The 23,395-nt window shown below is 43.6% G+C and carries 21 protein-coding genes; 2 read left to right on the top strand and 19 right to left on the bottom strand.

Annotation, left to right across the window (positions count from 1 at the left end; translation table 11 throughout):
- The first annotated feature begins 278 nt into the window (after nucleotides 1-278).
- Nucleotides 279-1,661, top strand: a complete 1,383-nt coding sequence (locus AB5026_RS03295) for a citrate/2-methylcitrate synthase (protein ID WP_022427281.1) — start codon at nucleotides 279-281, stop codon at nucleotides 1,659-1,661.
- Nucleotides 1,662-1,881: 220 nt separating this feature from the next.
- Here the strand turns inward: AB5026_RS03295 and AB5026_RS03300 are convergent, their stop codons facing one another.
- From AB5026_RS03300 to AB5026_RS03325, 6 genes are all read right to left on the bottom strand, one after another.
- Nucleotides 1,882-3,636, bottom strand: a complete 1,755-nt coding sequence (locus AB5026_RS03300) for an alpha-amylase family glycosyl hydrolase (RefSeq protein WP_118607987.1) — start codon at nucleotides 3,634-3,636, stop codon at nucleotides 1,882-1,884.
- Between the two features lie 174 nt (nucleotides 3,637-3,810).
- Complete coding sequence (locus AB5026_RS03305; RefSeq protein ID WP_015525138.1) at nucleotides 3,811-4,041, bottom strand: hypothetical protein; 231 nt, start codon at nucleotides 4,039-4,041, stop codon at nucleotides 3,811-3,813.
- Between the two features lie 75 nt (nucleotides 4,042-4,116).
- Nucleotides 4,117-5,349, bottom strand: coding sequence for an MYG1 family protein (locus tag AB5026_RS03310; protein ID WP_114001617.1), 1,233 nt, complete (start codon nucleotides 5,347-5,349; stop codon nucleotides 4,117-4,119).
- A 167-nt stretch (nucleotides 5,350-5,516) separates the two neighbouring features.
- The gene (locus AB5026_RS03315) at nucleotides 5,517-5,936 is read right to left on the bottom strand and encodes a twitching motility protein PilT (protein ID WP_114001618.1); all 420 of its coding nucleotides are present in this window, start codon (nucleotides 5,934-5,936) and stop codon (nucleotides 5,517-5,519) included.
- A gap of 131 nt (nucleotides 5,937-6,067) precedes the next feature.
- Nucleotides 6,068-7,306 carry a DNA polymerase IV gene (locus AB5026_RS03320; protein ID WP_114001619.1) on the bottom strand — a complete coding sequence of 413 codons (1,239 nt, stop codon included), beginning with the start codon at nucleotides 7,304-7,306 and terminating at the stop codon, nucleotides 6,068-6,070.
- 42 nt (nucleotides 7,307-7,348) lie between these two features.
- On the bottom strand, nucleotides 7,349-7,897 hold the full coding sequence (locus AB5026_RS03325) for a hypothetical protein (RefSeq protein ID WP_368212738.1): 549 nt from the start codon (nucleotides 7,895-7,897) through the stop codon (nucleotides 7,349-7,351).
- Nucleotides 7,898-8,092: 195 nt separating this feature from the next.
- Here AB5026_RS03325 and AB5026_RS03330 point away from each other — a divergent pair, with 195 nt between their 5' ends.
- Nucleotides 8,093-8,614, top strand: coding sequence for a hypothetical protein (locus tag AB5026_RS03330; protein ID WP_092070016.1), 522 nt, complete (start codon nucleotides 8,093-8,095; stop codon nucleotides 8,612-8,614).
- Nucleotides 8,615-8,697: 83 nt separating this feature from the next.
- Here the strand turns inward: AB5026_RS03330 and AB5026_RS03335 are convergent, their stop codons facing one another.
- The 13 genes from AB5026_RS03335 to miaA all read right to left on the bottom strand — a co-directional run bounded on the left by AB5026_RS03335 (nucleotide 8,698) and on the right by miaA (nucleotide 23,373).
- Nucleotides 8,698-9,864, bottom strand: a complete 1,167-nt coding sequence (locus AB5026_RS03335) for a D-alanyl-D-alanine carboxypeptidase family protein (RefSeq protein WP_022427287.1) — start codon at nucleotides 9,862-9,864, stop codon at nucleotides 8,698-8,700.
- Nucleotides 9,861-11,036, bottom strand: coding sequence for an FtsW/RodA/SpoVE family cell cycle protein (locus tag AB5026_RS03340; protein ID WP_015525128.1), 1,176 nt, complete (start codon nucleotides 11,034-11,036; stop codon nucleotides 9,861-9,863). Before AB5026_RS03340 ends, AB5026_RS03335 begins: the two co-directional genes overlap by 4 nt.
- A 3-nt stretch (nucleotides 11,037-11,039) precedes the next feature.
- Nucleotides 11,040-11,279: a cell division topological specificity factor MinE gene (minE, locus tag AB5026_RS03345; protein WP_021978008.1), complete on the bottom strand. Its 240-nt coding sequence runs from the start codon at nucleotides 11,277-11,279 to the stop codon at nucleotides 11,040-11,042.
- Nucleotides 11,280-11,325: 46 nt separating this feature from the next.
- Nucleotides 11,326-12,114 (bottom strand): septum site-determining protein MinD, encoded by a 789-nt coding sequence (gene minD, locus AB5026_RS03350; protein ID WP_022427288.1) that lies wholly within the window; start codon nucleotides 12,112-12,114, stop codon nucleotides 11,326-11,328.
- Between the two features lie 58 nt (nucleotides 12,115-12,172).
- Nucleotides 12,173-15,070 carry a penicillin-binding transpeptidase domain-containing protein gene (locus tag AB5026_RS03355; protein ID WP_022427289.1) on the bottom strand — a complete coding sequence of 966 codons (2,898 nt, stop codon included), beginning with the start codon at nucleotides 15,068-15,070 and terminating at the stop codon, nucleotides 12,173-12,175.
- On the bottom strand, nucleotides 15,055-15,582 hold the full coding sequence (gene mreD / locus AB5026_RS03360; RefSeq protein ID WP_021978005.1) for a rod shape-determining protein MreD: 528 nt from the start codon (nucleotides 15,580-15,582) through the stop codon (nucleotides 15,055-15,057). The genes AB5026_RS03355 and mreD overlap by 16 nt, the downstream gene beginning before the upstream one ends.
- The gene (gene mreC, locus AB5026_RS03365) at nucleotides 15,572-16,468 is read right to left on the bottom strand and encodes a rod shape-determining protein MreC (protein WP_118070009.1); all 897 of its coding nucleotides are present in this window, start codon (nucleotides 16,466-16,468) and stop codon (nucleotides 15,572-15,574) included. The genes mreD and mreC overlap by 11 nt, the downstream gene beginning before the upstream one ends.
- A gap of 13 nt (nucleotides 16,469-16,481) precedes the next feature.
- Complete coding sequence (locus AB5026_RS03370; RefSeq protein WP_021978003.1) at nucleotides 16,482-17,495, bottom strand: rod shape-determining protein; 1,014 nt, start codon at nucleotides 17,493-17,495, stop codon at nucleotides 16,482-16,484.
- Nucleotides 17,496-17,507: 12 nt separating this feature from the next.
- Entirely contained in the window at nucleotides 17,508-18,218 is a 711-nt protein-coding gene (gene radC / locus AB5026_RS03375) for a DNA repair protein RadC (RefSeq protein WP_021978002.1), read from the bottom strand.
- Nucleotides 18,219-18,323: 105 nt separating this feature from the next.
- Nucleotides 18,324-19,925: an NAD(P)/FAD-dependent oxidoreductase gene (locus AB5026_RS03380; protein ID WP_148446912.1), complete on the bottom strand. Its 1,602-nt coding sequence runs from the start codon at nucleotides 19,923-19,925 to the stop codon at nucleotides 18,324-18,326.
- A gap of 2 nt (nucleotides 19,926-19,927) precedes the next feature.
- Nucleotides 19,928-21,127: an NAD(P)/FAD-dependent oxidoreductase gene (locus AB5026_RS03385; protein WP_021978000.1), complete on the bottom strand. Its 1,200-nt coding sequence runs from the start codon at nucleotides 21,125-21,127 to the stop codon at nucleotides 19,928-19,930.
- On the bottom strand, nucleotides 21,124-22,398 hold the full coding sequence (locus tag AB5026_RS03390; RefSeq protein ID WP_186582311.1) for a methionine gamma-lyase family protein: 1,275 nt from the start codon (nucleotides 22,396-22,398) through the stop codon (nucleotides 21,124-21,126). Before AB5026_RS03390 ends, AB5026_RS03385 begins: the two co-directional genes overlap by 4 nt.
- Nucleotides 22,399-22,419: 21 nt before the next feature.
- On the bottom strand, nucleotides 22,420-23,373 hold the full coding sequence (gene miaA / locus AB5026_RS03395; RefSeq protein WP_186582312.1) for a tRNA (adenosine(37)-N6)-dimethylallyltransferase MiaA: 954 nt from the start codon (nucleotides 23,371-23,373) through the stop codon (nucleotides 22,420-22,422).
- Nucleotides 23,374-23,395 lie beyond the last annotated feature (22 nt).

Raw genomic sequence — 23,395 nt, forward strand, 5'->3', positions numbered from 1 at the left:
TATAAGAAAAATTACGGAATAATCATAACATAGATTCGTTGTGGAAACCAGACGGATTTTGATGAATAAATGTAATAATAGATGAATTAGGTCATATTATGAATATTTATACACGAAAAAAAGAAATACCCTCTTGCATTTTCGAAACTTTTACTGTAGAATTATTAACCAGGTAAACACAAATGTATGCCATACCCGAACACTGATTACAAAGATGTAACCAATCTTAACTGTATCAGTGTTTTTTAATATACAATGGGGAAACGAGGAAAAAGATTATGGAAAAAAAGCATGAAATGATGAGTCTGGAGGACTCCGAACAGCTGAAAGGCAGAATGAAATTCTTTGAAAAGGAACTGGTAGAGAATCATCACATCGATCCCAACCTTTATGTGGAATACGATGTAAAAAGAGGACTTCGTGATTCCGCAGGTAAAGGTGTTCTCACAGGTCTTACTGAGATTTCCGATGTTACCGGCTATAAGCTGGTCAATGGCAGACGTATTCCTGCAGACGGTGCATTGTATTACCGGGGAATCGATGTGCAGGATATCGTAAACGGACTGAAGGACAGACGTTTTGGTTTTGAGGAGACGATCTATCTTCTGATTTTCGGTAAGCTTCCCAGCAAGGAAGAGCTTTCCAGATTTCTTGAGCTTCTTTCTGACATGGAGGATCTGGGAGGACGTTTTGTCCGTGACGTTGTCATGAAGGGAACCAATGCCAATATTATGAATGCTATGGAGCGCTGCGTACTTGCTCTCTATACATATGATGATAACCCGGAAGATATTTCTGTGGAGAATGTACTCCGCCAGTCTCTGGAACTGATCGCTAAGCTTCCTGAAATCGCGGTTTACTCCTATCACGCATACCGTCATTTCCGTAAAGACGAGACACTTTTTATCCGCAATCCGCAGAAGGGGCTTTCACTTGCCGAGAATATCCTTCTGATGCTTCGTCCGGATGGCAATTATACAGAGCTTGAGGCCAAGGTCCTTGATATCGCACTTGTACTTCATGCAGAGCACGGCGGTGGTAATAACTCTACTTTTACCACACATGTAGTAACATCTTCCGGAACAGACAGCTACTCTTCTACCTCTGCATCCATCGGTTCACTGAAGGGACCGCGTCATGGTGGTGCCAACCTGAAGGTCCAGAACATGTTTACAGATCTGAAGGCCAATGTAAAGGACTGGGAAAGTGATGAGGAGATCACGGCATATCTGCAGAAAATACTGAATAAAGAAGCATTTGATCATGCAGGTCTGATCTATGGTATGGGACATGCAGTTTATACACTCTCCGATCCGCGAGAAGTGATCCTGAAACGTTTTGCACAGGCTCTTGCAGAGGAAAAAGGAATGATAGATGAATTTAAACTCTATGATAAGGTTGAGGGTATTGCCGGAAAACTGGTCATGGAACACAGAAAGCTGTTCAAAAATGTTTGCGCAAATGTTGACTTCTACAGTGGCTTCGTTTACTCAATGCTTGGTATTCCGGAAGAACTTTTTACTCCGATCTTTGCCATCGCACGTATGCCTGGCTGGAGTGCACATCGTCTGGAAGAGCTGATCAGTGCCAATAAGATCATCCGTCCTGCTTATAAGTATGTGGGGCATCATGCAGATTTTGTACCTTTTGATGAGAGATAATAAACAGAATGATAAAAGCAGTGGGGATTTCTGACCTATTTAAGTTGGAAATCTCTGCTGTTTTTTTGTTCTCCTAAATTACAGAAAAACAGAATCATAACTATACATAATATATATTATGTAAAATAAATATCTGTTTTCACAAAAAAACAAGGCTCACCGCATAAGATATGATCGGATTGCCTTGTTTTTTATGGAATCTTACTTTATTATTCCTTTCCTATCGGAAGCTCTTCAGCCAGTTTACAAGAGAATCATGCCAGATGTTGTCGTATACGGTCTTTTTCATCTGGTCATCTACGGGTCCGTTTCCTGCCATTTTTGCAAGGATAGCAGCCTGAAGTTCGCCTACTGTCATTTCTTCTGGTGTTTTGTGCGGATTTGGCGCAGTGACCGTTTCCGTTTCCTGTGTATTGGAGGATTCTGCTTCAGGAGTTGACGGAATATCCGCTGCGTTTGCTGTATTGTCAGAAGCTTTATCTGTATTTTCAGCGTTTGAAGCTTCTTTTTCCGGGGCAGCTTCTGTTACAGTGCTGTTTTCAGCCGCCTGCTCCTCTTCTGCCTCAGATGCAGCGTTTTCGTTCTCTTTTGCTACGGCAGTTTCCAGAACATTAGTCTGAACCGGCTTATATTCCGGCATATCTCCTGCAGGAAGCCAGATCTCACCGCTGTTTGCTGCAACACGGACACGGATCCGTCCGCCCTGTGCGGAAACCTTCTGACCTGTGAGGGCACCTACGTATTCCGGAGCACTTCCTGTTGGAAGGTTCATCTCTGAATCACTGTCATCATTATTCACAGTAACGATCACTCGTATGCCTTCCAGATCTCTTGCAAAGGCAAACTGACGGTTTGTAAGAGCCAGTTCTGCGTAGGAACCATAGCTTAATGCAGGAGTTCCCTGGCGGACCTTTCCGAGGGCTGCGATCAGTGCAGTACATGGGTTCTTTGTTGCAGCATCCGCATAATCGTTAAGATCAAGTGCCGGACGTAAGCTGGCATCGGAAAATTTTTCTTTTTTTCCGTCAATACCAAATTCTGAGCCGTAATAAATGCTTGGAACGCCAGGTAAAGTATAAAGAAGTACATGTACAGGAGCAAAATGTGCTTTGTTCTGCAATTTGGTATGAATTCGCTCTACGTCATGGTTGTCCACGAAATTGTAGAGGTCCAGATCTCCCATATTCTGAAGATATTTTACTGTATGAGCAATTTCAAAATAGTTGTGGTCATTATGTCCGCTGTAAAGTGCCTTGTGAAGGGCATAGTTGGTTACACTGTGAAGAGTCTGTCCGTTTACCCAGCGGCTGTAATCTCCGTGAATGACCTCTCCCATAAGCCAGAAGTCTTTCTTAACCTCATCTGCGGTATGACGTAGAATACGCATGAAATCAAAATCCAGAACATCAGCGGCATCCAGGCGGATTCCATCAATATCAAATTCGGAAACCCAGAAACGGATCACATCACAGATATAGTTCTGTACTTCCGGATTGCGCTGGTTCAGCTTTACAAGAAGATTGTATCCACCCCAGTTTTCATAGGAAAAACCGTCATTATATTCGGTATTTCCGCCGAAATTTACATTGCAGTACCAGTTAACGTAAGGGGAATGCTCACGGTTTTTCTGGATATCCTTAAAAGCGAAGAAATCACGGCCTGTATGGTTAAATACACCATCAAAGATCACGCGGATGCCTTTTTCATGGCAGGCTTTTACAAAATTGGTGAGATCTTTATTAGTTCCAAGACGGGAATCCAGTTTTTTGTAATCGGTTGTCTCATAGCCATGTCCGACACTTTCAAAAAGCGGCCCTATATATAAGGCAGTACATCCGATCTCTTTGATGTGGTCAATCCACGGCAGCAGTGTGTTCAGTCGATGTACAGGAGTTCCGTAATCATTTTCTTTTGGAGCGCCTGTAAGTCCAAGTGGATAAATATGGTAGAAGATTGCTTCGTTGTACCAGCTCATAATATTACACCTCTGTTCTAAAAATTTGCAATTTCCTGATAATTAGAGAAATTACACAAATATCTTCTCTATAATACCAGATTCCTATAATATAATCCAGAATAAATCAGCCAGTTTTTCAGCGAAAAATCCGGCATATTGCTAATTGCCGGATCTTACCTGATGGACATATGTTTATTCGTCAAATTCTGCAGTAACTATAAAGCCGCGTGGCGTATGCTCAATGCTTTTGATGATCCCCTCTTTGGATCTGATGCGGTCTGCGTTTCTGTAGCAGCCAGACATGGCTACTGCAGGCTCAATGATATAGCTGTAGTTTGTGGCAGAGAGAAATTCGGAGATCTTTACTTTATCTCCCACCTGTATCAGCCCCTGTCTTTCCATTTTAAATTTTTCTTCTCGCATAAACATGCCTTCTTTCTGTATAAATACGCAATGTGAATATATCTGTAAATACAATTAATTACATGTTTAAGATCTTTAAGAACCGGATGGGATCCGTACCAGAAGCTTCTGTCCGTCTTTTTCTACTGCTGTAAGAACGGGAATATGTTTTTTTCGCAGAGCATGAACGATGGGATACAGGGAAAACATGGCATTATCTGCAAAAACTGCTTCCGGTTTGTAGCGGAGGATTTCTTTAATCCTGTCTTTTATAAAGCTTTTCCATTCTGTCTTTTCCATGGAGAGTTCTCCGTAGATTCCGTTCAGAGTCAGCTCCGGTAATTGGGGAACCGGCAGATGTACGATCCTGGCAGAAGAAAGATCCGGAAGCTTTTGAAGCAGCATGTCTGTTTCTTTATTTCCGCCAAGGCTTACGATCACAGCTTCTTCATGGAAGGCGGCAAGACTGCTCCTGCAGGCAAGAACAGAATCCTCAAGGGTTCCGCAGGTCATGAGAAATCCTCCTTTATGACAAAAGGCTGCACTTTTAAGACCGGTTACCAAAGATAACTCTTCGCCTTCCAGGCCAAGCCAGGAAGAAGGAAAACTGCATTTGTAATTCATGGAATATTCTTTTTTCTGTGGCTGGATACAGTAACCGCCCCGGTTGGACGGAAAGATCACAAAAGCAATGTTAGTTTCCGAAAGGCGTTTTTGGCAGGGAATAAATTCCGGAAGTATAAGGATATTGGTATTTTCTGCCGGGGTATCGCCCGAAGCCAGGGAAGCAGCATGTTCTGTAAGAACTTCTTCCACCCGTCTGTCTGCACGTTCATTTCCAAGGTAACGCTCGAATTTATTTTCCAGGATCATACCTGCCACACTGACTGCCTGGAAAAAGGCTTCGTCATTGCTGCTTTTGGAATCCCATCCCGGATTAAAATTGCCGATCAGTGTGGCAAGTTCATTTTTTTCACCGGTATTATCATTGATATCCAGAGGCTGGACAAAGGATTCATCGAATTTTAGTGCCAGCTCCTCACCTAGGATTTCCGGTCCAAGCTTTTCCCAGAGAAGGCCGAAGGCCGCATATGGGACGCCATTATCGCGGATACGGCTGTCTTTCTGATGATGATCATACTGTCCTCTGCCAATATCAAAAACAAGACCTTCATAGTTTTCAGGAACCTGGTTTCCACGTGTGATGGTAATCTCGGGATTCAGATATAAAAGCAGAGCGGCAGAAAAAACATCGTCTGCGTGAAATTTTCCGCTGTGGGTGAATGCGGATGCATTTTTTTGTTTGATTTTTTCCAGTAAATGATTCATATGAAACGCTCCTGTGTGTTTATTCTGCTCTTCAGTATACCACAGAAATGAAGAATAAACAAAGTTTCCTACAGTTAAAAAGGGATCCGTCCTGAGGACAGATCCCTTTAAAAATTTACGTTCTTTTATGCTTTATGTACAAAATAGGACGTTCATATTCAATTTTATTATAATGCGCAGATAATTTTATCCTGATATGCTTCCGGAACTTCTTCTTTATCCAGAGACATACTGATAATAAAGGAAACTTTGAAGGTTTTACCGATGGCACTTAACTGATCCAGTGTTTCGGTTGCATCCTTTCCTTCAAGCTTGGCTGTTGTAAGGAAGCTGTCCAGATATACCTGCTCCAGATCATGATCCTGAGAGAGGATACCACAGATAAATCCTACAAATTCGTCCGCATTTTTAACCGGAAATCCGGAAACATCGATAAGGCGGACCTTGTTGTTCAGCTCATACATGTGCTTGGTGCTCTTGTCTAAGTAAACAATACTACCGTTGGCGTCCTTAACAGCTCCGTTTACTTTGTCTAACAGTACTTTTGTTTTTCCTTTGCCTTTCTTTCCTACGATCAGTTCAACCATCCTGTTTTCCTCCTTAGACACATATAATAATTTTGAATAAAATTGCTATTGATATGCTTCAAATTATAGTGCATTGTGAATAAAATTGCAAGGGCTTTTTGAAAAAAACTGGTAATTTTAATCAAGCTTTACTACTCTCTTTCATTTTCCATTTGTGCTTTTGCTTTCCTTCCAATCCGGGCAGTGCTGTTCATGATACTGGCCCGGGTAACTTTGTCGTTTCCGTACTTCAGACGGATGGAATCCAGTGCTGCATCCAGTTTCTGCTGGCGTTCCTTCTTGTGAGTATCCTCAAAAAAGGACAGCTGTTCAAAGGAATCATCCGTAAGACCGGTCAGTGATACTCCCAGGAGCCGGAGTGGCTGTCTCATCCAGGACTCCTGAAAGAGGTTTTGGGCATTTCTGTAAATCTCTTCTGTGATATCGGTGGCATTTGGCAGTTTAGTCTGATGAGATTTGTTTCGAAAATCCAGGGTACGGAAGGTTACAGAAATGCAGGTGCATTTTTTCTTTTTGCGGCGCATGCGGGCGGCCAGAATATCGCATTGTTCCAGCAGGATCGGAAGTGCCTGCTCCAGTGAGACCAGATCATCGTTAAATGTAGTTTCCAGACTGAATCCTTTTGCTTCATCAGGTTTTGCTTTCACAGGGGAGTCATCAAGGCCACGGGCATACTGATATAACTGCTGTCCTGCTTTTTCACCGAGAAGTGCCTGTATCTTTGCTTTTTTTTCATGAGCCAGATCTCCGATGGTTCTGATCCCTGCATCCTGCAGTTTTTTTTCAGAGGATTTGCCAAGAAAAAGAAGCTCTCTCACTGGAAGAGGCCACATTTTTACAGGGATTTCTTCCGGAAATAAAGTATGCACCTTATCTGGCTTTTCGAAATCAGAGGCCATTTTTGCAAGAAGTTTATTGGTGGAGATGCCGATATTTACGGTAAAGCCGAGTTCTGTACGGATCTTATCCTTCAGCTCATGGGCAGTTGCCACCGGATCCGGGTAAATATAGGAGGTTCCGGTCATATCCAGAAAAACCTCATCAATGGAAAAGGATTCCATTACCGGTGCATAGGACCCACAGATTTTTTTGAAGGCTCTGGAACATTTATCGTATAATTCAAAGTCAGATGGAACGGCCACAAGATTCGGACATTTGCGAAAAGCCATAGCCATAGGTTCTCCTGTCTGGATTCCGTATTTTTTTGCAGGAATGGACTTGGCGACAACGATGCCGGTACGTTTACTGGGGTCTCCGCCAATACAAGAAGGGATGTCTCTCAGATCCGGAAGTCCCATCTTTACTCTTTTTGCTGCTTCCCAGGAAAGAAAAGCACTGTTTACATCAACATGAAAAATCAATCGTTCCATATAGGGTTCTTCTTTCAATTGTATAAAGTGTGTCTGTTATATCTATTTACAGATTTTTGCAGACAGCTGATCAAAAAGGTTTCGATATTCCTCTTCTACCTGTGAAAAAGGGTATTGCCGGTATTGGATCGGAACATGGACAACCGGTTTTGGAGTGTCCGGTGTTTCATTCAGAAGATATTTCAGGTCATACCAGAGCAGGTCATTGTCGATCTCCTTCAGCTTCTGCTCTTCTATGGCAGAAAGTCCGGATCCCAGATATTTCTGATAGATAATGTTTAAAAGAGCTTCCTCCTGTTTCCGATACGCAGGAAGACTTTTCTTAAATGGTCTTGGAACATCGGACATATAACATTCGCTGGCATCGTGAAGAAGGGACGCCAGTATAAGACGGCCGGAATAGCCACGTGCTTCGGCTTCTTTGGCACAAAGGATGCAGTGTTGCCCTACAGAAAAAAAAGTCCTTACATGACCATTTCCGCGGCATAGAAGAGAAAGTGCGTGTGCAATGTCCTCAATGCAGATCAGCTTTTCGTCTGGATGTGTCGGATCAAAATGTTTTCCAGTGTATGTGGTAATGCAGTCGCCCATAAAGTGTTACGCCTTTCTTTAAGCTTATGAATAAATATGATTATTTATTATAAACACCCAGAGAAAGTGTGTCTATATGATCGCGAAATAAATTTCGGGAACTGTTACAGAAAAACAAAAGAAATACATGGCTGTTTTACAAATATGAGTGATTCTGTGCTATAATACAAAAAAACGACAGGGAGATCATCAGCGATGAAACATATGGAAGAAATGAAGATTGCCGGATTAGCCATGGCATTATGTATCGTGATGCTGGGAATCTATATCGTCGTCCCAAAGGATGGAACGGTTTCTCATCTTACTGCTATTCCGGATAATAATGCGGCGGAGCCTGTTACAGATTCTACATCAGAGGGAACTGCTGATGCGGATTTTCCAATCTATACAGAGGACAGCTACAGCAGTGAGCCCGAGAGTTCTGACGATACTGGGGACGGAGATTCCTACACGGAAGAGCCGACTTATGATCCAGGTGATAATTCTTACGACGGCAATACGGATAGTGAAGCCAATGGAGCAGATACCTCGGATACTTCAGATACATCTTCAGATGGAACCGGTGAAGACGCAGGCAATTATGAAGATCCGGACAGTGGCTCCGGTGAAGTGGTCGATGACAATGATTACAGTGGTACTTCGGATACGGATCTTGATAGCAGTGAGACCGAAGATACCGGCAGTGATGGCACCGATGATATAGTAGAAATTAACTGAATGTAAAAGAAAGAATAAAAAAGCAGATCTGCGAAATAAAATTTCAAACAGATCTGCTTTTTTGTTTTTTGTATGGAATCCTGTCAGTTGATGTTCTGGAGCAAGGATGTCATTTCCTGATAAAGAACATCCTTTGAGGATGCACCCATGACGATGGAAATAAATGGCTTCCCATAAGCATTCTGGCTTAAAAGTGCCAGACAGTTACCGGCTTTATCGGTTGTTCCTGTTTTTCCTCCAAGGATAGTGACATCCTTAGGAGTTGCTGCCTCTCCGGTAAGATAATGATCTGTAGCGGGTAAGGTAGCACTTGCATCGGAGCCATCGGAATGCTTATAGCTAACTGTATAAGATGCCATTTGTGTGATGTCTGTAAACTCCGGATAATTCAAGGCTTCTTTCAGCATCAGATAAATGTCATAAGGCGTTGTATAATGATTTTCGTCCTGAAGACCATGGGGATTGGTAAAGTGAGTTCCTGTACAGCCAAGTTCTGCAGCAAAGCTGTTCATCATCTCTACAAATTTATCTGTTGATCCACCTATATGTTCCGCAATGGCAGATGCTGCATCATTGGCAGAATAAACAAGAAGACAATGAAGAAGCTGATCCATGGTAACCTGATCTCCCGCCTGGAAACCAGCTACCTGAGAACCGGATTCCAGGGTAACATTCTCCTGTGAGATCGTTACTGTATCGTCCATGTTTCCATATTTCAGTGCAAGCATAGCTGTCATGATCTTTGTGATGCTGGCAGGATAAACCTTGTTGTAGGCACCTTTTGCATAGAGTACCTTTTTATCACTGAGATTCAGAAGCACACCGGACTGGCTGTCATCCAGACTGACAGAATCCAGAGCAACATCTTTTGTAACAACACAGAGATCATGGGCGAAACCTGCCGCGCGCTGCTCTTCTTTGGAAGTCAGAGTATTATCAAACTCGGAGAATGCATTGAAAGAATTTGCAGGAGTGGAAAAATCTCCGCCCTTCAGCATGTAAACACCAAAACCGCCAGCTGTGCATAGTACGATCAGCAGAAGAAGGAGAAAAATGGTGTTGCGGATCCTTTTACGACGCATCCGTTTCATCCGGGTATTTTGAGCTTTACGTCTGGCAGAAACAGTCCTGTCAGACGGCATGGAAGTTGTTTTTGTCCCCTTGGAAGCTGTATGTGCAGCCCGGGAAGCCTGACCTCTGGAAGGATTGCCAGAACGTACATGATTTTTTACAGGTTCTTTACGTGTCATAAGTATTCCTCTTTCCGAAAGTAGGTATCCGATTTCTGACCTTTTTTCTGTAATTCTTTATTATATGCACTGCTCTGCAGTCCTACATTGAGAACAAGTCCCATACCCATAAACAGACTGATCAGAGAAGTAAGACCATAGCTTACAAAAGGAAGCGGAGTACCTGTGTTTGGTGCAAGGCCGGTAGCAACACAGATGTTGATGAAGCTCTGTATGGAAACGATGCTTCCAACACCGCAGCATATGATCTTACCGGCAAGATCCTTGGCCCGCAGGCTCATACGAATACATTCAAAGGTGATCAGAAACAGCAGCAGTACGATCAGAGTACAGCCGATAAATCCGTACTGCTCTCCAGCCACCGCAAAAATAAAGTCGGTCTGATTCTCAGAAACAAAGTTTCCATCATTTACGGATGTAACACTGGTGTCATTACTGAAAGCACGTCCCACAAGCTCTCCGGAGGCGATGGCTGTTTTTGAGTTGTTCTGCTGTTCAATATCATCTGCGTATTCTTCGTTCTCCGGATACAGGAATGACATGATACGGTTTCTCTGGTAATCCTGTATCAGTTTCTGATCCGGCTGCACGATAATGGACAGAAAGATGATGGCCAGAGGAATCGCGATCAAGGCTACACCTCCGATGATCTTATAACTAAGTCCTGCGATGTAGATCAGAATACAGAACAGGACTGTTACGGTGATGGTGTTTTTCATATCCGGCTGTACATAGATCAGCATCAGTGGGATGACCAGAAGGACAGCTGATTGTATCAGAGTCTTTAAGGTATTCAGATCTTCCTCATGATCCATAAAAAATTTGGCAAAAAACAGGATAATGATGATCTTTGAAAGCTCGGTAGGCTGGAAACGGATAAAACCTAAATCCACCCATCTGGCAGCACCATTGGCGCTGGATCCGAAGAACCGGACAGCCAGAAGCATAACGATATTAAATCCATACATGATCCATTGAAAATTCAGCAGCCAGGAATAATCCATCAGTGAAAGGATCAGCATAAAGACCACACCGATGATCACACCCAGAAGCTGACGTGTGCGAAGGTAGTCGGCAGCTGTTCCTACAAGCTGAATTCCAATAAAGCTGATCGCCAGGAGAAAGATCACCAGTCGAAAATTGTAAAACCGCAGCTTATACTGTTTAATCATAAATTATGCATCCCTTTTCTTAAGTACAGGTATGACAGCATGCAGAACAGGTGGTTCCTGTGAAATCTGTATGGTCACCCTTGTTTCATCAATTACAACGTATTTTTTTACGGTATGTATGAGGTCATTCCGCAAAAGTTTCATCATCTGTGGAGAGCAGTCTATGCGTTCCGATACAAGAAGAAGTTTCATTCGGTCACGGGCATAACCTGCGGAGCGTTTTTTTTCGGAGAAAAACCGCATATTTATTCCTCCCTCTGTGATGAAAAGATAATCTGGCAGTGCTTATTTATCTGCGAAAAATACTGCCAAGCCGTTGGAATACACTGCTTTTTCGCCGGACGGTAGTATAGGGAACATCTTCTCCAATAAGTCGTCGACAGATATTGCGGTATTCCTCCTCTGCCTGTGAATTTTTCCCAGACAGTGGTTCACCCTGATTTGTGGAAATTACAATCTGTTCATCATCAAGAATGGCACCGATCAGATCTACAGCAAGGATTTCCAGGACATCTTCTACTGACATCATATCTCCTTTTGCGATCATTTCAGGCCTGAGCCTGTTGATAATCAGCCGGATATCCCGAATCCCTCCGGATTCCAGCAAACCTATGATACGATCTGCATCACGGATTGCGGAAACCTCCGGAGTTGTTACCACAAGGGCACGATCTGCACCGGCTACCGCATTTTTAAATCCCTGTTCAATTCCGGCAGGACAATCCAGAAGAACATAATCAAATTCCTCCCTGAGATCGTCCGTAAGCTTGATCATCTGTTCCGGTGATACAGCAGTCTTGTCCTTTGTCTGTGCAGAAGGAAGAAGGTACAGATCCTGATGCCGTCTGTCACGGATCAGAGCCTGTTTCAGGCGACAGCTTCCATTGATGACATCTACCAGGTTATAAACAATACGGTTTTCAAGTCCCATAACAACATCCAGGTTTCGAAGTCCGATATCCGTATCCACAACAGCAACCCGTTTTCCCATGGCCGCCAGCCCGGTCCCGATATTTGCTACCGTAGTGGTTTTACCCACGCCGCCTTTTCCGGATGTAATGACAATGACCTCACTCATATTTTCTGATTCCTCCCATTAAAATGTTCCACACTTCTGGTATCCTCATAAAGTTTGTTTAGTCATTCGATACATTACTGGTGTCGCTTGCGGCATAACCAGTGAGAATGGTGCTTTCATCTGCAAGTCCGAAAATGTATTTAAAAATATCATTAGCTGCAAGGCAGGCATTACCGGATGCATATCCGTTTGAGATTCGAACGGATATTGCGTATTTCGGTTCGGAAACCGGAGCATATCCCACGAAAAGAGCATTATTTGGATGATAGTAATCAATTTCGGCAGTACCGGTTTTTCCGGCAACTTCCACACCAAGTCTGTTAAACTGATCATGAGTCTGCACTACACGGTACATACCATCATGGATATCATCCCATATATTGCTGGAAATGTCCAGCTGTCCCTCTGTTTCAGAAGGATATTCCTTGATCAGTTTGCCCTTGGAATCTGTTACACGGTCCAGCAGAGAAAGCTTGTAGATCGTACCGGATGTAGCGATCGTTGAAGCATATCTTGCAAGCTGGCTGGTGGTAAACATATTCGTACCCTGTCCCATATAGGAAGGAACTGCGTTTTTGTCTGAAATCTGAGGAGAAGCTTCAGAAATTTCAATGCCAGTTTTTTTGTCGAGTCCCATAAGGGATGCATACTTCTGAAGCATACCAAGACTTCTTGCTTCAGAAAAGTTTCCTTCGGAATCTTTTCCAAGTTCAAGACCGATCGTACTGAAAAATACGTTACAGGACTGCCCGATTGCTCCACGGATATCCAGAGCTCCGTGCCCCTGTTTATTCCAGCAGTTGATCGGTGGTGTTACAAGATCGAAACTTCCTGTACATTCAATATAAGTACCGTCATCGATAACACCTTCTGACATGCCTGCAACGGTAGATAATATCTTCAATGTAGAACCTGGAGCCGTTCTCTGCTGTGTTGCCTTATTAAAAAACGGACTAGAAAGATCAGTTGATAATTTGGCATAATAATCAGTATCCATATTATTGGTCAGTCTGTTATTATCATAACCAGGATAGGAAACGCAGGCAAGAACATCTCCACTTGTAGTATCAGTAATAACAGCAGAAGCAGAACATGGTGCCAGTGCAAGCTGAGCTGGAGTGATTTCAAGACTGGCAATCTTTCGATACATAAAGGTATATGCATCCAGACCTCCGGAAAGCATTGTCTGATACAGCTCATCTTCTTTGGAAAGAACTCCCTGTTCATACAGAACAACACAAAGTTCTTCACCACTGATGGTGTCTTCCTGAAGCATATATTTGTACAGAAGCTTGGAGAATCCGGTATCTGTCTTCAGATAGTCGATAATATAATTTGTCAGTGCCTGATAGATTTCTTCAGAATCCAGATATTCATTAGAAGTGGAAATCTGAGAAATATCAATCCAGTTCTGACTGGCAGCATAATTCAGATAATCTTTCAAACTGATGCTCTCATCATTTTTCCATGCTTTATATGTTTCATCAGAGGTATCAATGGAATCACTTTTCAGTATGTTTAATGTGTTTGTTAAAAGATCATCACAGATATAGGTAAGATATTCCTGCATTTGTGAGTCTTCGTCTTTATATGCCGGAGGATTATCTCCTGTCAGCCTGTTACTTATTGTATCAAAAACCTGTTGCTGTTTTTGCTGAAATTTGGCATATAAATTTTTTTCTGTATCGGATGCATCATCGTTACTGAATTTATTGATATCAATAACGCTGTTGGCAATAAGAGCATTATATACAGAGTAGATTGGAATTGTGATTTTACTTGCGTCTTTCTCTGCTTCATAATCAAAACTCTTATCAGGGGTCAGTTTGGAAAGAACAATACCGGCTACACGCTGCTCAAGAATCTGGTAAATACTCTTCTGCCAGTCAGAATCAATGGTGAGATACACATCGTTTCCGGCTATTGGCTCAACAGTTTTGGAATTATCAATATCAAGAACTTTTCCAAGATTATCAACTGTAACGGTTTCTTCACCGTCTTTTCCCTGAAGCTGAAGTTCCATATACTGTTCAATCCCGGCTTTTCCGACAATGGCATCATTGGAATAATCTGGATTATCTTTCCGAAGAGTTTCCAGTTCTTCAGAAGAAGCCTGACCGGTATAGCCAAGAATCGGTGCCATACTCTCATCTTCCACATATTGCCTTGTGGAATCTTCCACAATATCAATTCCCTGAAGTGCGGATTGATTTTCTTTTATGGCAGCAACTGATTTTTCGCTGACATTCGTTGCAATCGTTACCGGCATATATTTTTTGAAACTGTTCGTATTCAGCTGATAGCGCATGATCGCAATTTCAAGGATTTCCTGTTTGGTAAGCTCTTTGGGGAGAGAATGCGCTGCCAGCTCTTCGTCAGTATAGGCATCTTTTCCGTAGAGTACAATGGAAAATCCATTGCTTCCTGTAAGATAATCCATCATTTGTGCTGCAGTTGCGTTTTTCTGCTCATCACTCAGATTATCAATCTGTGCTTCACCATAAACATCTGCACGAAAACGGTTCAGAGTAAAACCTTCCTCCACATCGAAAGCATAATCACCGTGATCATTAACAATAATATGAAAATTGTCGGCCAAACTGTCCCCGTTTTTGGAGAGAATCTGCAATACCTGGTATGCGATACCATTTAATGCCAGATTTTTTTCACGTGTGCTGTTATATGTTCCACTATCTTCAAAAGTAACAGAATAGGCAAGAACATTGGAAGCTACAACAGTGCCGTTTCGGTCATAGATATTTCCTCGTGTACTTTTGATCACACGTGTTTTTGTGGTACGTGTCTGAAATTTACTGATATAGTCTTCTCCCTGTATGATCTGCAGGCTGAAAAGCTGCCGAACAAGAACAGATGAAAGAAAAACAAATACGATCACAAGAACAGTAGTACGTTTCAGACGGATTTTTTTGATGATTTTTTTTATTTTAATTCCCAAATAGACTCACTTTCTTTCCTTACAGTATCCATTAAGTGGTAGTTGATCCAGTAAAATATCCGATATACGATAATTGTGAGAAAAACCGTATAAACAATCTCGGGGATAATAATTCTGTATATGTAGGTCAAAAATCCAAGTCGGCCCCGGAGAAGAAACTGAAGGCCGTATACAGACAGATTATAAAGAAGATCTGTTCCTGCTACAAGAAAAAGCGGAACTTTCAGATCATCATCATAAAAGCTGCGGAATGCGTAGCCGCTGATATATCCTGCATACATATAAATCAGCGCATAGAAACCAAACAGTGATCCGTAAAAAAGATCAATAAAAAGTCCTGAAAAAAATCCTGTCCAAAGTCCGACTTTTCTTCCGCGCATCAATCCCATGGCTACACACAGGATCAAAGGCAGGTTTGGCGTAATGGAACCAATGGAAATGTAATCCATTATTGTACATTGCAGGAGAAAACAGACAATAATGGTAATAAATAATACTATTTTATTTTTCATTGGACGCATCCTCCGTTTTGTCTATTGCGTCCTGTTTATTGACGGTAATGACAAACACATCTTTCAGATGGCCGAAATCAACGGGTGTAACGATCGTACCTGTTTTTGTCAAGTTATTGGGATCCTGTTGGATTTCGCTGACATAACCGATAAACAGTCCTTCCACGTATTTTTCGCTGATATTTGAAGTGACAATACGTTCTCCCACGGTTACTTTGTTATCCTGGTCATAGAGCTGTTCAAAACTCAGTTTTCCCTCATCGATCAGCTCCAGATCTCCGGTAACAACGCAATTATCAGAAGTGCTGACAGCCATGGCACTGACATTACTGCTGTCATCAATAATGGAACGAACGGTAGCCCATGATGGGCCAACTTCCGTGACGATCCCGACAAGTCCTTTTCCTGCAATTACGTTGTTGTCAACATGGATTCCATCATTAGTACCTTTATTGATCATAAATGTATCGTACCAGTTGCCTGGATCTTTGGAGATGATCCTTGCCGCAACTTTTGGATAATCAGTGTATTCCTGATCAAGATTATAAAGTTCTTTCAGCCTGGTAAGTTCTGTCTGATCCTGGATCAGGATATTATTCTGTTCGGTAAGACTGTTGATCTGATTTTTAAGTTCCTCGTTTTCCTGAAGTACGTCCTGCTTATCACGAAGACTGTTTTTTACATCTCCGAACATATTACTGACACCGGAAATGCCCTTTTCAAAGGGAACAACCAGAAATCCGGCCACATTCTGCAAAGGTGCTGAAGTTGTTCCGGAAGCTGCGGTAGCAACAATACAGCTTCCACAGAAAAGTGTCATGATTACCAGAAGATGTTTGCTTTTTAAATTAAAATGAAAACGCACTTTTTTTCGGATGTTTTTCATTATATATGCCCCTTTACAGTTTTTTCTGCTTTACAGGCTGTGCCCATCTGCGCAGTTCTCTGTCGTGAATGATCTTTTCCAGTCCATGTACAGCAGAAGTTTCGTACAGATCAGAAAGATTAAAGGCAAATCCTGTATAACTTGCCAGATAGTTGTCGATATATGGAAGTCGAGTACTGCCACCGGTAAGGTAAATTCCCTCTTTTGCAATATGATAGGCAATCTGTGGTGGTGTACGTTCCAGAAATGTTTTCATTTCTGCCGCGATCTGATTTACGCAATTGGTGATTCCCTCATTAACAACATAGGCGGAAACAACTTCTTCTCTGGGAAGTCCGGAAACGCTGTCGATTCCTACAACTTTCCGGGCTTCCTTTTTCTGGTCGTTAAGCCGTCCCATGACTACTTTCAGGCGTTTGGCCGTACGTGTTCCGATCTGCAGATTGTAATGTTTACGAATCTCACTGCAGATGGATTCATTCATCTGCCGGCCTCCAAGAGGGATCTTACGGCTTATGATGATCTTGCCATCTGTAAGGATTGAAAATTCTGTACTCTGTGCACCAATGTTTACAACCATACTGCCTTCATTTTTTTCAAGATTGATGTTCATGGCTACCGCATCTGCAATCGGAGATTCTACCATGAAAACCCGGTTTTTTCTAAGCCAGTGTCCATTGACCAGATGATAGTAGGCTCTTTTTTCAATGGCCGTCATATCAAGAGGAACCGAAAAAAACATATCCGCACCAAGGCCGGATGTATGATCGATCTTTTTCAACATGCTGTAAAGTACGATTTCCTGTAATTCGAGATTCGCAAGCATTCCAAAAGCCATGGGAGAATCTACAGAAATATCCGAAGGTGATTTTTCAAACATTTCATAGGCCTCATTTCCAATAGCAAGGATTCGACGCCCCCGGTAGGCAACCATGTTTTTTTCTATGTAAGTTTTATTTCTGAAAAAAGAATAGACTTTTACAGAGCTGCTCCCCAGGTCTACCCCGTAATTATTTCTAAAAAGCATAAATCTGCCCCTTCACTTAATATACTCATCAAAAATCCCCTTTTCCCGGAAACTGATGTACCTGTGATCTCCAATGATAATATGATCCAACAGATGGATTCCAAGAAGCTCACCAGATTCGAAAACCCGTCTGGTGACTTCCAGATCGGCCTGACTGGGGGAAGGATCACCGCCTGGATGATTATGCACAAGGATCAAATTTACAGCATGATATTTTACAGCTTCTACAAAAACTTCTCTTGGAGTGATCAGTGTGGCGGTGGCAGTCCCACGGCTTAAAAGCTGCTCTCCTGTGAGATGATTATGTCCGTCCAGCATCATACAGTACAATAATTCCTGTTCTTCGTGACGAAGCTGTTCCATATAATACTTTGCAATTGTGACAGGATGCTGAAAAGACAGTTCCGGCTTCGCTGCAGCAGTTGCCATACGTTTGGAAAGCTCCCCGATGCATTTCAGCTGTATGGCTTTTACCTTGCCAATCCCATGGATCTTCATCAGCTCCGGTACAGAAGCATGAAACAGACCCAAAAGTCCGGAATGACCTGTTTGTTCCGATAAATTAAGGATTTTATCAGCCAGTGTCAGAGAACTTAATCCCTGTACGCCACAGCGCAGGATCACAGCAAGAAGCTCACGATCGCTTAAAGACTGTTCTCCCTCCCGAAGACATTTTTCATACGGGCGCTGATAATCTGGCATTTCCATTATAGTATCTTTCATATGATTTCCCTTTTCGCTCTCGAAGAAGGGTATGCAAAATTGCAGAAGTTATTTTAGCATAAAAAAGCAGGAATGTACACTCTATCCCGGAAATTTCCACTTTTTTCACATTTTATTTACAGGCAGGGCATAAATGGAAGCTACTGCTTCTGCCACTTTAATTCCGTCCATTGCTGCAGATGTAATGCCACCGGCGTAACCAGCGCCCTCTCCGCAGGGGTAGATTCCTTCTATATTGGAAGTGAGTTTTTTTGGTTCCCGCACAATCCGGACAGGAGAAGATGTACGGCTTTCTACTCCTTCCAGCAATGCATCCGGCCGGTCAAAACCGGAAAGTTTTTTTCCAAAAGCATGGATTCCGGCTTCAATGGAATCCCCGATCTCTTTCGGGAAAATGCTGCGGACATCGGTAAGTGTATAGGCTCCTTTGATACAGGGGCTCACATCTCCAAGTTTGATACTTTTCTTATGCGCACAGTAATCTTTGAAAAGCTGTACCGGAACTTTTCCGTTTCCGGCTTCCCAGGCAGCACGTTCCAGCTTTCGTTGGAGTGCGATTCCTCCAAGAACGCCTTCCTCCGGAAAATCAGAAGGATTTACTGTAACGATGATGGCACTGTTGGCATTACGGCTGTCACGTGCCTGGTAACTCATCCCATTTACTGCCAGCATGCCTTCCTCAGAAGAAGCATTTACCACATAGCCACCGGGACACATGCAAAAAGAATAAACGCCACGTCCGTTTTCCAGTGTATGGGTAACTTTGTAGCTGGCTGCGCCCAGGTAATCATTTTCCGGCTCTCCGTAAAGATCCTGGTTGATCATGGTCTGTGGATGTTCCACTCGTACTCCTACTGCGAAAGATTTTGGCTCCATGGAAAGATTGTGCTTGTTCAGCATGGCAAAAGTATCTCTGGCACTGTGGCCGGGAGCAAGAACGCAGATTTCTGCCGGTATTTCTTCTTTTTCATTGACGATGACAGCCGCAAGTTTCTGGTCACGGACCACCAGATCAGTCACTGTGGAACGGAATCGGAATTCCCCGCCCATTTCTTCAATCTGATGGCGCATAAACTGAACGATTCCCACAAGCTGATCCGTACCAAGGTGGGGTTTTTGCTGGTAAAGGATTTCAGATGGAGCTCCTGCTTCTACAAATCTGGAAAGGACTTCTTTTCCTCTTCCGTAGGTATCTTTTACCAGAGTATTCAGCTTTCCGTCGGAAAAAGTTCCCGCACCGCCTTCTCCGAACTGCACATTGGAATCCGGATCCAGGATGCCGTTCTTCCAGAAATTTTCTACAGTTTCCTGGCGTTTATCTGCTTCTTCTCCACGTTCCAGTACCAATGGACAGTATCCGGCTTTTGCCAGATACCAGGCGCAGAATAATCCGGCCGGTCCGCTTCCGATCACTACCGGTCGATGGGACAATGTTTCAGAACCAGGTGTCGGAAAATGATACTTTCTCTCTGCGATTAACATAATGTTTTTATCGTGAACCTTTTTTAAAACACGGGATTCATTATCCACTTTAATGTCTACAGTATAGACAAATTTTTTGTCCTCTTTATGCCGGGCATCCAGAGATTGTTTTCGGATCTCATAAGTGAACGGCTGATTTCCAAGGCGAAGTGTTTTCGCTATTTTTCTGTGAAGCTGCTCTTCTGTATGGGTGATGGGAAGCTTCAACTGTGTGATCCGGATCATTGTTATTCCTCCTTTGCTGCCCAGATACCGGCGGTAGCTCCACTTGACCATGCCCACTGCAGGTTGTATCCACCGCAGGTGCCGTCAATATCAAGGAGTTCTCCGGCAAAATAAAGGCCTTTATGAAGTCTGGATTCCATGGTTTTACTTTGAACTTCAGAAGTATCCACGCCGCCGGAACAAACCTGTGCCTGTTCAAAAGAAAGGCTGTCTTTTACCGGAAGGCGAAAATCATTGATCCCATGGATCAGATCCTTCTGTGCACATAAGACACGGATCAGTTTTTCCGGAAAAAGTCCGATGAGAAGTTCTTTTTCTGTTTTATAAGGGCAGGCTGTTTTTCTCTGTTCCAGGTATTCTTCCAGTTCTTTCTGGTTCAGTTCCGGAAAAAAATTTATGGAAAGCTCTGCGTTTTTGTTTTCGTGAACCGCTCGGATGGCGTAGCGGGAAATCTGAAATACCGGGATCCCGGATACACCGTAATCGGTAAGCTGCAGTTCTCCCTGCTGAGAGGCTGCCGGAATGCCATCTATATAAAGGGTTATCTTACCTTCTGTCCGCACACCACTCCAGCCGGAAAAAGAATTTCCCTTACATTTCAAAGCTGTCAGAGCTGGAAGAGGTTCGATCAGATGATGTCCGAGACTTTCTGCGATTTTGTATCCACTTTCACTGGAACCTGCAACGGAAGAGGCGCGGGAACCGTTTGCAAGAATCACGGCATCACCATTGTAGGTCCATCCGTCAGTATGGATCTTCCACTGTCCGTCTGTGAAAGACACGCCGGTAACAGTCTGATTGGTTTTCAGTTTTACTTTCAGGCTGCGTGCTTTCATGGTAAGAACATCTACCACACTCTGCGCCTGGCTGCTCCGGGGATAGATCCATCCGTCGCGGTCTGTGGTACAGATTCCCAGTTCCTGAAAAAATTCCAGAGTCTTTTCCACAGGAAACTGTGCCAGGGCATCTTTGACAAATTCCGGATGGGATCCCCGGTAAGCGTTTTCATCCTGGTTCAGATTTGTCATATTACAGCGTCCATTTCCTGTAGCACAGATTTTTCTTCCGGGACGGTCATTCTGTTCCAGAACCGTAACCGCTGCTCCGTTTATGGCAGCCTGAATAGCCGCCATAAGGCCGGAAGCACCTGCTCCTACGACAAAGACCTGCTTTTTTAAGTCCTGTCCTTCGGATTTTTTCATAATTTCACAAGTTCCTTATCAACCATATACTGAAGAGATTTCAGGATTCCAAGTTTAGCATGCTCCCAGGTAAGACCACCCTGGAAATAAACAGCATAAGGTGGTTTCATAGGACCATCGGCAGAAAGCTCGATGGAAGAACCCTGGATGAAAGCACCTGCAGCCATGATGACCTGACTGTCATACCCTGGCATATCCCACGGTTCCGGTGTCACAAAACTGTCTACCGGTGCTGCAGCCTGGATACCCTGGCAGAATGCTACAAGACCTTCCGGTGTTCCAAGGGTGACTGCCTGGATGATATCCTGACGTGGTTCTGTGCTGTTCGGTACCACCGGGAAACCAAGTTTTTCGTAAATGTTTGCTGCAAAAACGGCGCCTTTTAAAGCTCCTTTGGTAACCATCGGTGCAAGGAAAAATCCCTGGTACAGAGAACGGTTTACACCAAGGGTTGCCCCCACTTCCATGCCCAGTCCCGGGCAGGTCATACGGTAGGAAGCGTTTTCCACACAGTCTTTTCTTCCGGCGATATATCCGCCGATAGGGGCAAGACCGCCGCCTGGATTTTTGATCAGGGAACCCACCATGATATCTGCACCTACATCACTTGGCTCTATGGTATCTACGAACTCACCGTAGCAGTTATCTACCATGCAGATCACATCCGGTTTGATCTTCTTTACAAAAGCGATCAGCTCACCGATCTGTTTTACGGAGAAAGAAGGACGGGTCTGATAGCCTTTGGAACGCTGGATGGTTACCAGCTTTGTTTTTTCATTGACTGCTTTTCTGATGTTTTCATAATCAAAGGTACCATCCTCGAGAAGATCCACCTGACGATATTTTACGCCATATTCCGCAAGGGAACCATTGGACGGGCGGATACCGATCACTTCTTCCAGGGTATCGTAAGGCTTTCCTACAGGGGAAAGAAGCTCGTCACCGGGGCGCAGGTTTCCGAAGAGAGCAATGGCAAGTGCATGAGTTCCACAGGTGATCTGCGGGCGTACCAGGCAGGCTTCTGTGTGGAAGGTATCGGCATAGACCTGCTCCAGAGTTTCGCGGCCAAGGTCGTTGTAGCCATAACCGGAGGAAGCTCCGAAACAAGCCTCACTGACACGGTTCTTCTGCATGGCGCGGATAACCTTCATCTGGTTGTATTCTGCAGTCTTATCAAATTTCTCAAAACGTTCTTTCAGGGAATCTTCCACAGATTTACCGAAATCGTAAACTGCAGAAGAGATTCCAAGTTGTGCATATAATTCTTTCATGATCATTTTTCCTTTTTTATTTTATTTGGCAGGGAGGATTCCCTTTTCCCTGCATACAGAAAGCATGTAGGAAAGGATCCTGCTGTCATCGTAATCAAAGTTATCTTTATCTACCCAGGTTACTTCGCCTTCTCTGCGGAACCAGGTAAGCTGACGTTTGGCAAAGTGTCTGGTGTCACGTTTCAGGACCCTTACGGCTTCCTCATAAGAATAGTTTCCGCCCATCCAGTCCAGGATTTCCTTATAGCCAAGCCCCTGCATGGAAACCATTCCCCTGTGGCAGCCCATCTCCCGAAGCTTTTTAACTTCTTCTGTCAGACCGTTTTTCAGCATTTCGTCCACTCTTGTGTCAATGCGTTCATAGAGAAGTGGGCGTGGTGCGTTCAGGACGAAATAAGCCAGTGCATAGGGACTGGTATGCTCCTTCTGTTCTTCATTATGTTCGGAGATCCTGGTACCGTTCTGTTTATAAAATTCCAGGGCACGTATCACCCGCTTGACATTGTTCTCATGGATATCTTCGGCTGACTTGGGATCGACCTTAGCAAGCATGTCATGGAGAAATGCAGGCCCCTTCTGCTCTGCCAGCTCTTCCAGCTCCCTGCGGTAATGTTCATCCTGGTCGGAGCTGGTAAAATCAATATCTCTGGTCACAGACTGAATATAAAATCCTGTGCCGCCTACCAGGATCGGAATCCGGCCTTTGTCATAAATTTTGTCCATGGCATCTTTTGCCATCTGCTGAAAAAGGACAATGTTAAAATCTTCTGTTGGCTCCAGTACATCCACCAGATGATGTGGGACGCCATCCATTTCTTCCGGCGTGATCTTGGCGGAACCGATATCCATATGGCGGTAAACCTGCATGGAATCCGCGGAAATGATCTCTCCGTTTACTGCTTTTGCAAGTGCAATGGAAAGCTTTGTTTTTCCCACGGCAGTAGGCCCGGTAAGCACGATAAGAGGTTTTTTCATATATTTCCTCCGTTTATGTTAA

It is taken from the genome of Blautia sp. RTP21359st1_E11_RTP21359_211015 (assembly GCF_040910705.1).
Taxonomy (GTDB): Bacteria; Bacillota; Clostridia; order Lachnospirales; family Lachnospiraceae; genus Blautia_A; species Blautia_A fusiformis.

Coding starts and splice junctions, on each gene's coding strand:
- miaA (WP_186582312.1), bottom strand. CDS start 23,373: ATGAAAAAACCTCTTATCGTGCTTACCGGGCCTACTGCCGTGGGAAAA.
- radC (WP_021978002.1), bottom strand. CDS start 18,218: ATGAAAGATACTATAATGGAAATGCCAGATTATCAGCGCCCGTATGAA.
- minE (WP_021978008.1), bottom strand. CDS start 11,279: ATGCGGTTTTTCTCCGAAAAAAAACGCTCCGCAGGTTATGCCCGTGAC.
- AB5026_RS03320 (WP_114001619.1), bottom strand. CDS start 7,306: ATGGAACGATTGATTTTTCATGTTGATGTAAACAGTGCTTTTCTTTCC.
- AB5026_RS03385 (WP_021978000.1), bottom strand. CDS start 21,127: ATGAAAAAATCCGAAGGACAGGACTTAAAAAAGCAGGTCTTTGTCGTA.
- AB5026_RS03315 (WP_114001618.1), bottom strand. CDS start 5,936: ATGGTTGAACTGATCGTAGGAAAGAAAGGCAAAGGAAAAACAAAAGTA.
- mreC (WP_118070009.1), bottom strand. CDS start 16,468: ATGAAAAACATCCGAAAAAAAGTGCGTTTTCATTTTAATTTAAAAAGC.
- AB5026_RS03310 (WP_114001617.1), bottom strand. CDS start 5,349: ATGAATCATTTACTGGAAAAAATCAAACAAAAAAATGCATCCGCATTC.
- mreD (WP_021978005.1), bottom strand. CDS start 15,582: ATGAAAAATAAAATAGTATTATTTATTACCATTATTGTCTGTTTTCTC.
- AB5026_RS03325 (WP_368212738.1), bottom strand. CDS start 7,897: ATGGGCGACTGCATTACCACATACACTGGAAAACATTTTGATCCGACA.
- AB5026_RS03330 (WP_092070016.1), top strand. CDS start 8,093: ATGAAACATATGGAAGAAATGAAGATTGCCGGATTAGCCATGGCATTA.
- AB5026_RS03380 (WP_148446912.1), bottom strand. CDS start 19,925: ATGATCCGGATCACACAGTTGAAGCTTCCCATCACCCATACAGAAGAG.
- minD (WP_022427288.1), bottom strand. CDS start 12,114: ATGAGTGAGGTCATTGTCATTACATCCGGAAAAGGCGGCGTGGGTAAA.
- AB5026_RS03370 (WP_021978003.1), bottom strand. CDS start 17,495: ATGCTTTTTAGAAATAATTACGGGGTAGACCTGGGGAGCAGCTCTGTA.
- AB5026_RS03295 (WP_022427281.1), top strand. CDS start 279: ATGGAAAAAAAGCATGAAATGATGAGTCTGGAGGACTCCGAACAGCTG.
- AB5026_RS03305 (WP_015525138.1), bottom strand. CDS start 4,041: ATGCGAGAAGAAAAATTTAAAATGGAAAGACAGGGGCTGATACAGGTG.
- AB5026_RS03340 (WP_015525128.1), bottom strand. CDS start 11,036: ATGATTAAACAGTATAAGCTGCGGTTTTACAATTTTCGACTGGTGATC.
- AB5026_RS03390 (WP_186582311.1), bottom strand. CDS start 22,398: ATGAAAGAATTATATGCACAACTTGGAATCTCTTCTGCAGTTTACGAT.
- AB5026_RS03335 (WP_022427287.1), bottom strand. CDS start 9,864: ATGACACGTAAAGAACCTGTAAAAAATCATGTACGTTCTGGCAATCCT.
- AB5026_RS03300 (WP_118607987.1), bottom strand. CDS start 3,636: ATGAGCTGGTACAACGAAGCAATCTTCTACCATATTTATCCACTTGGA.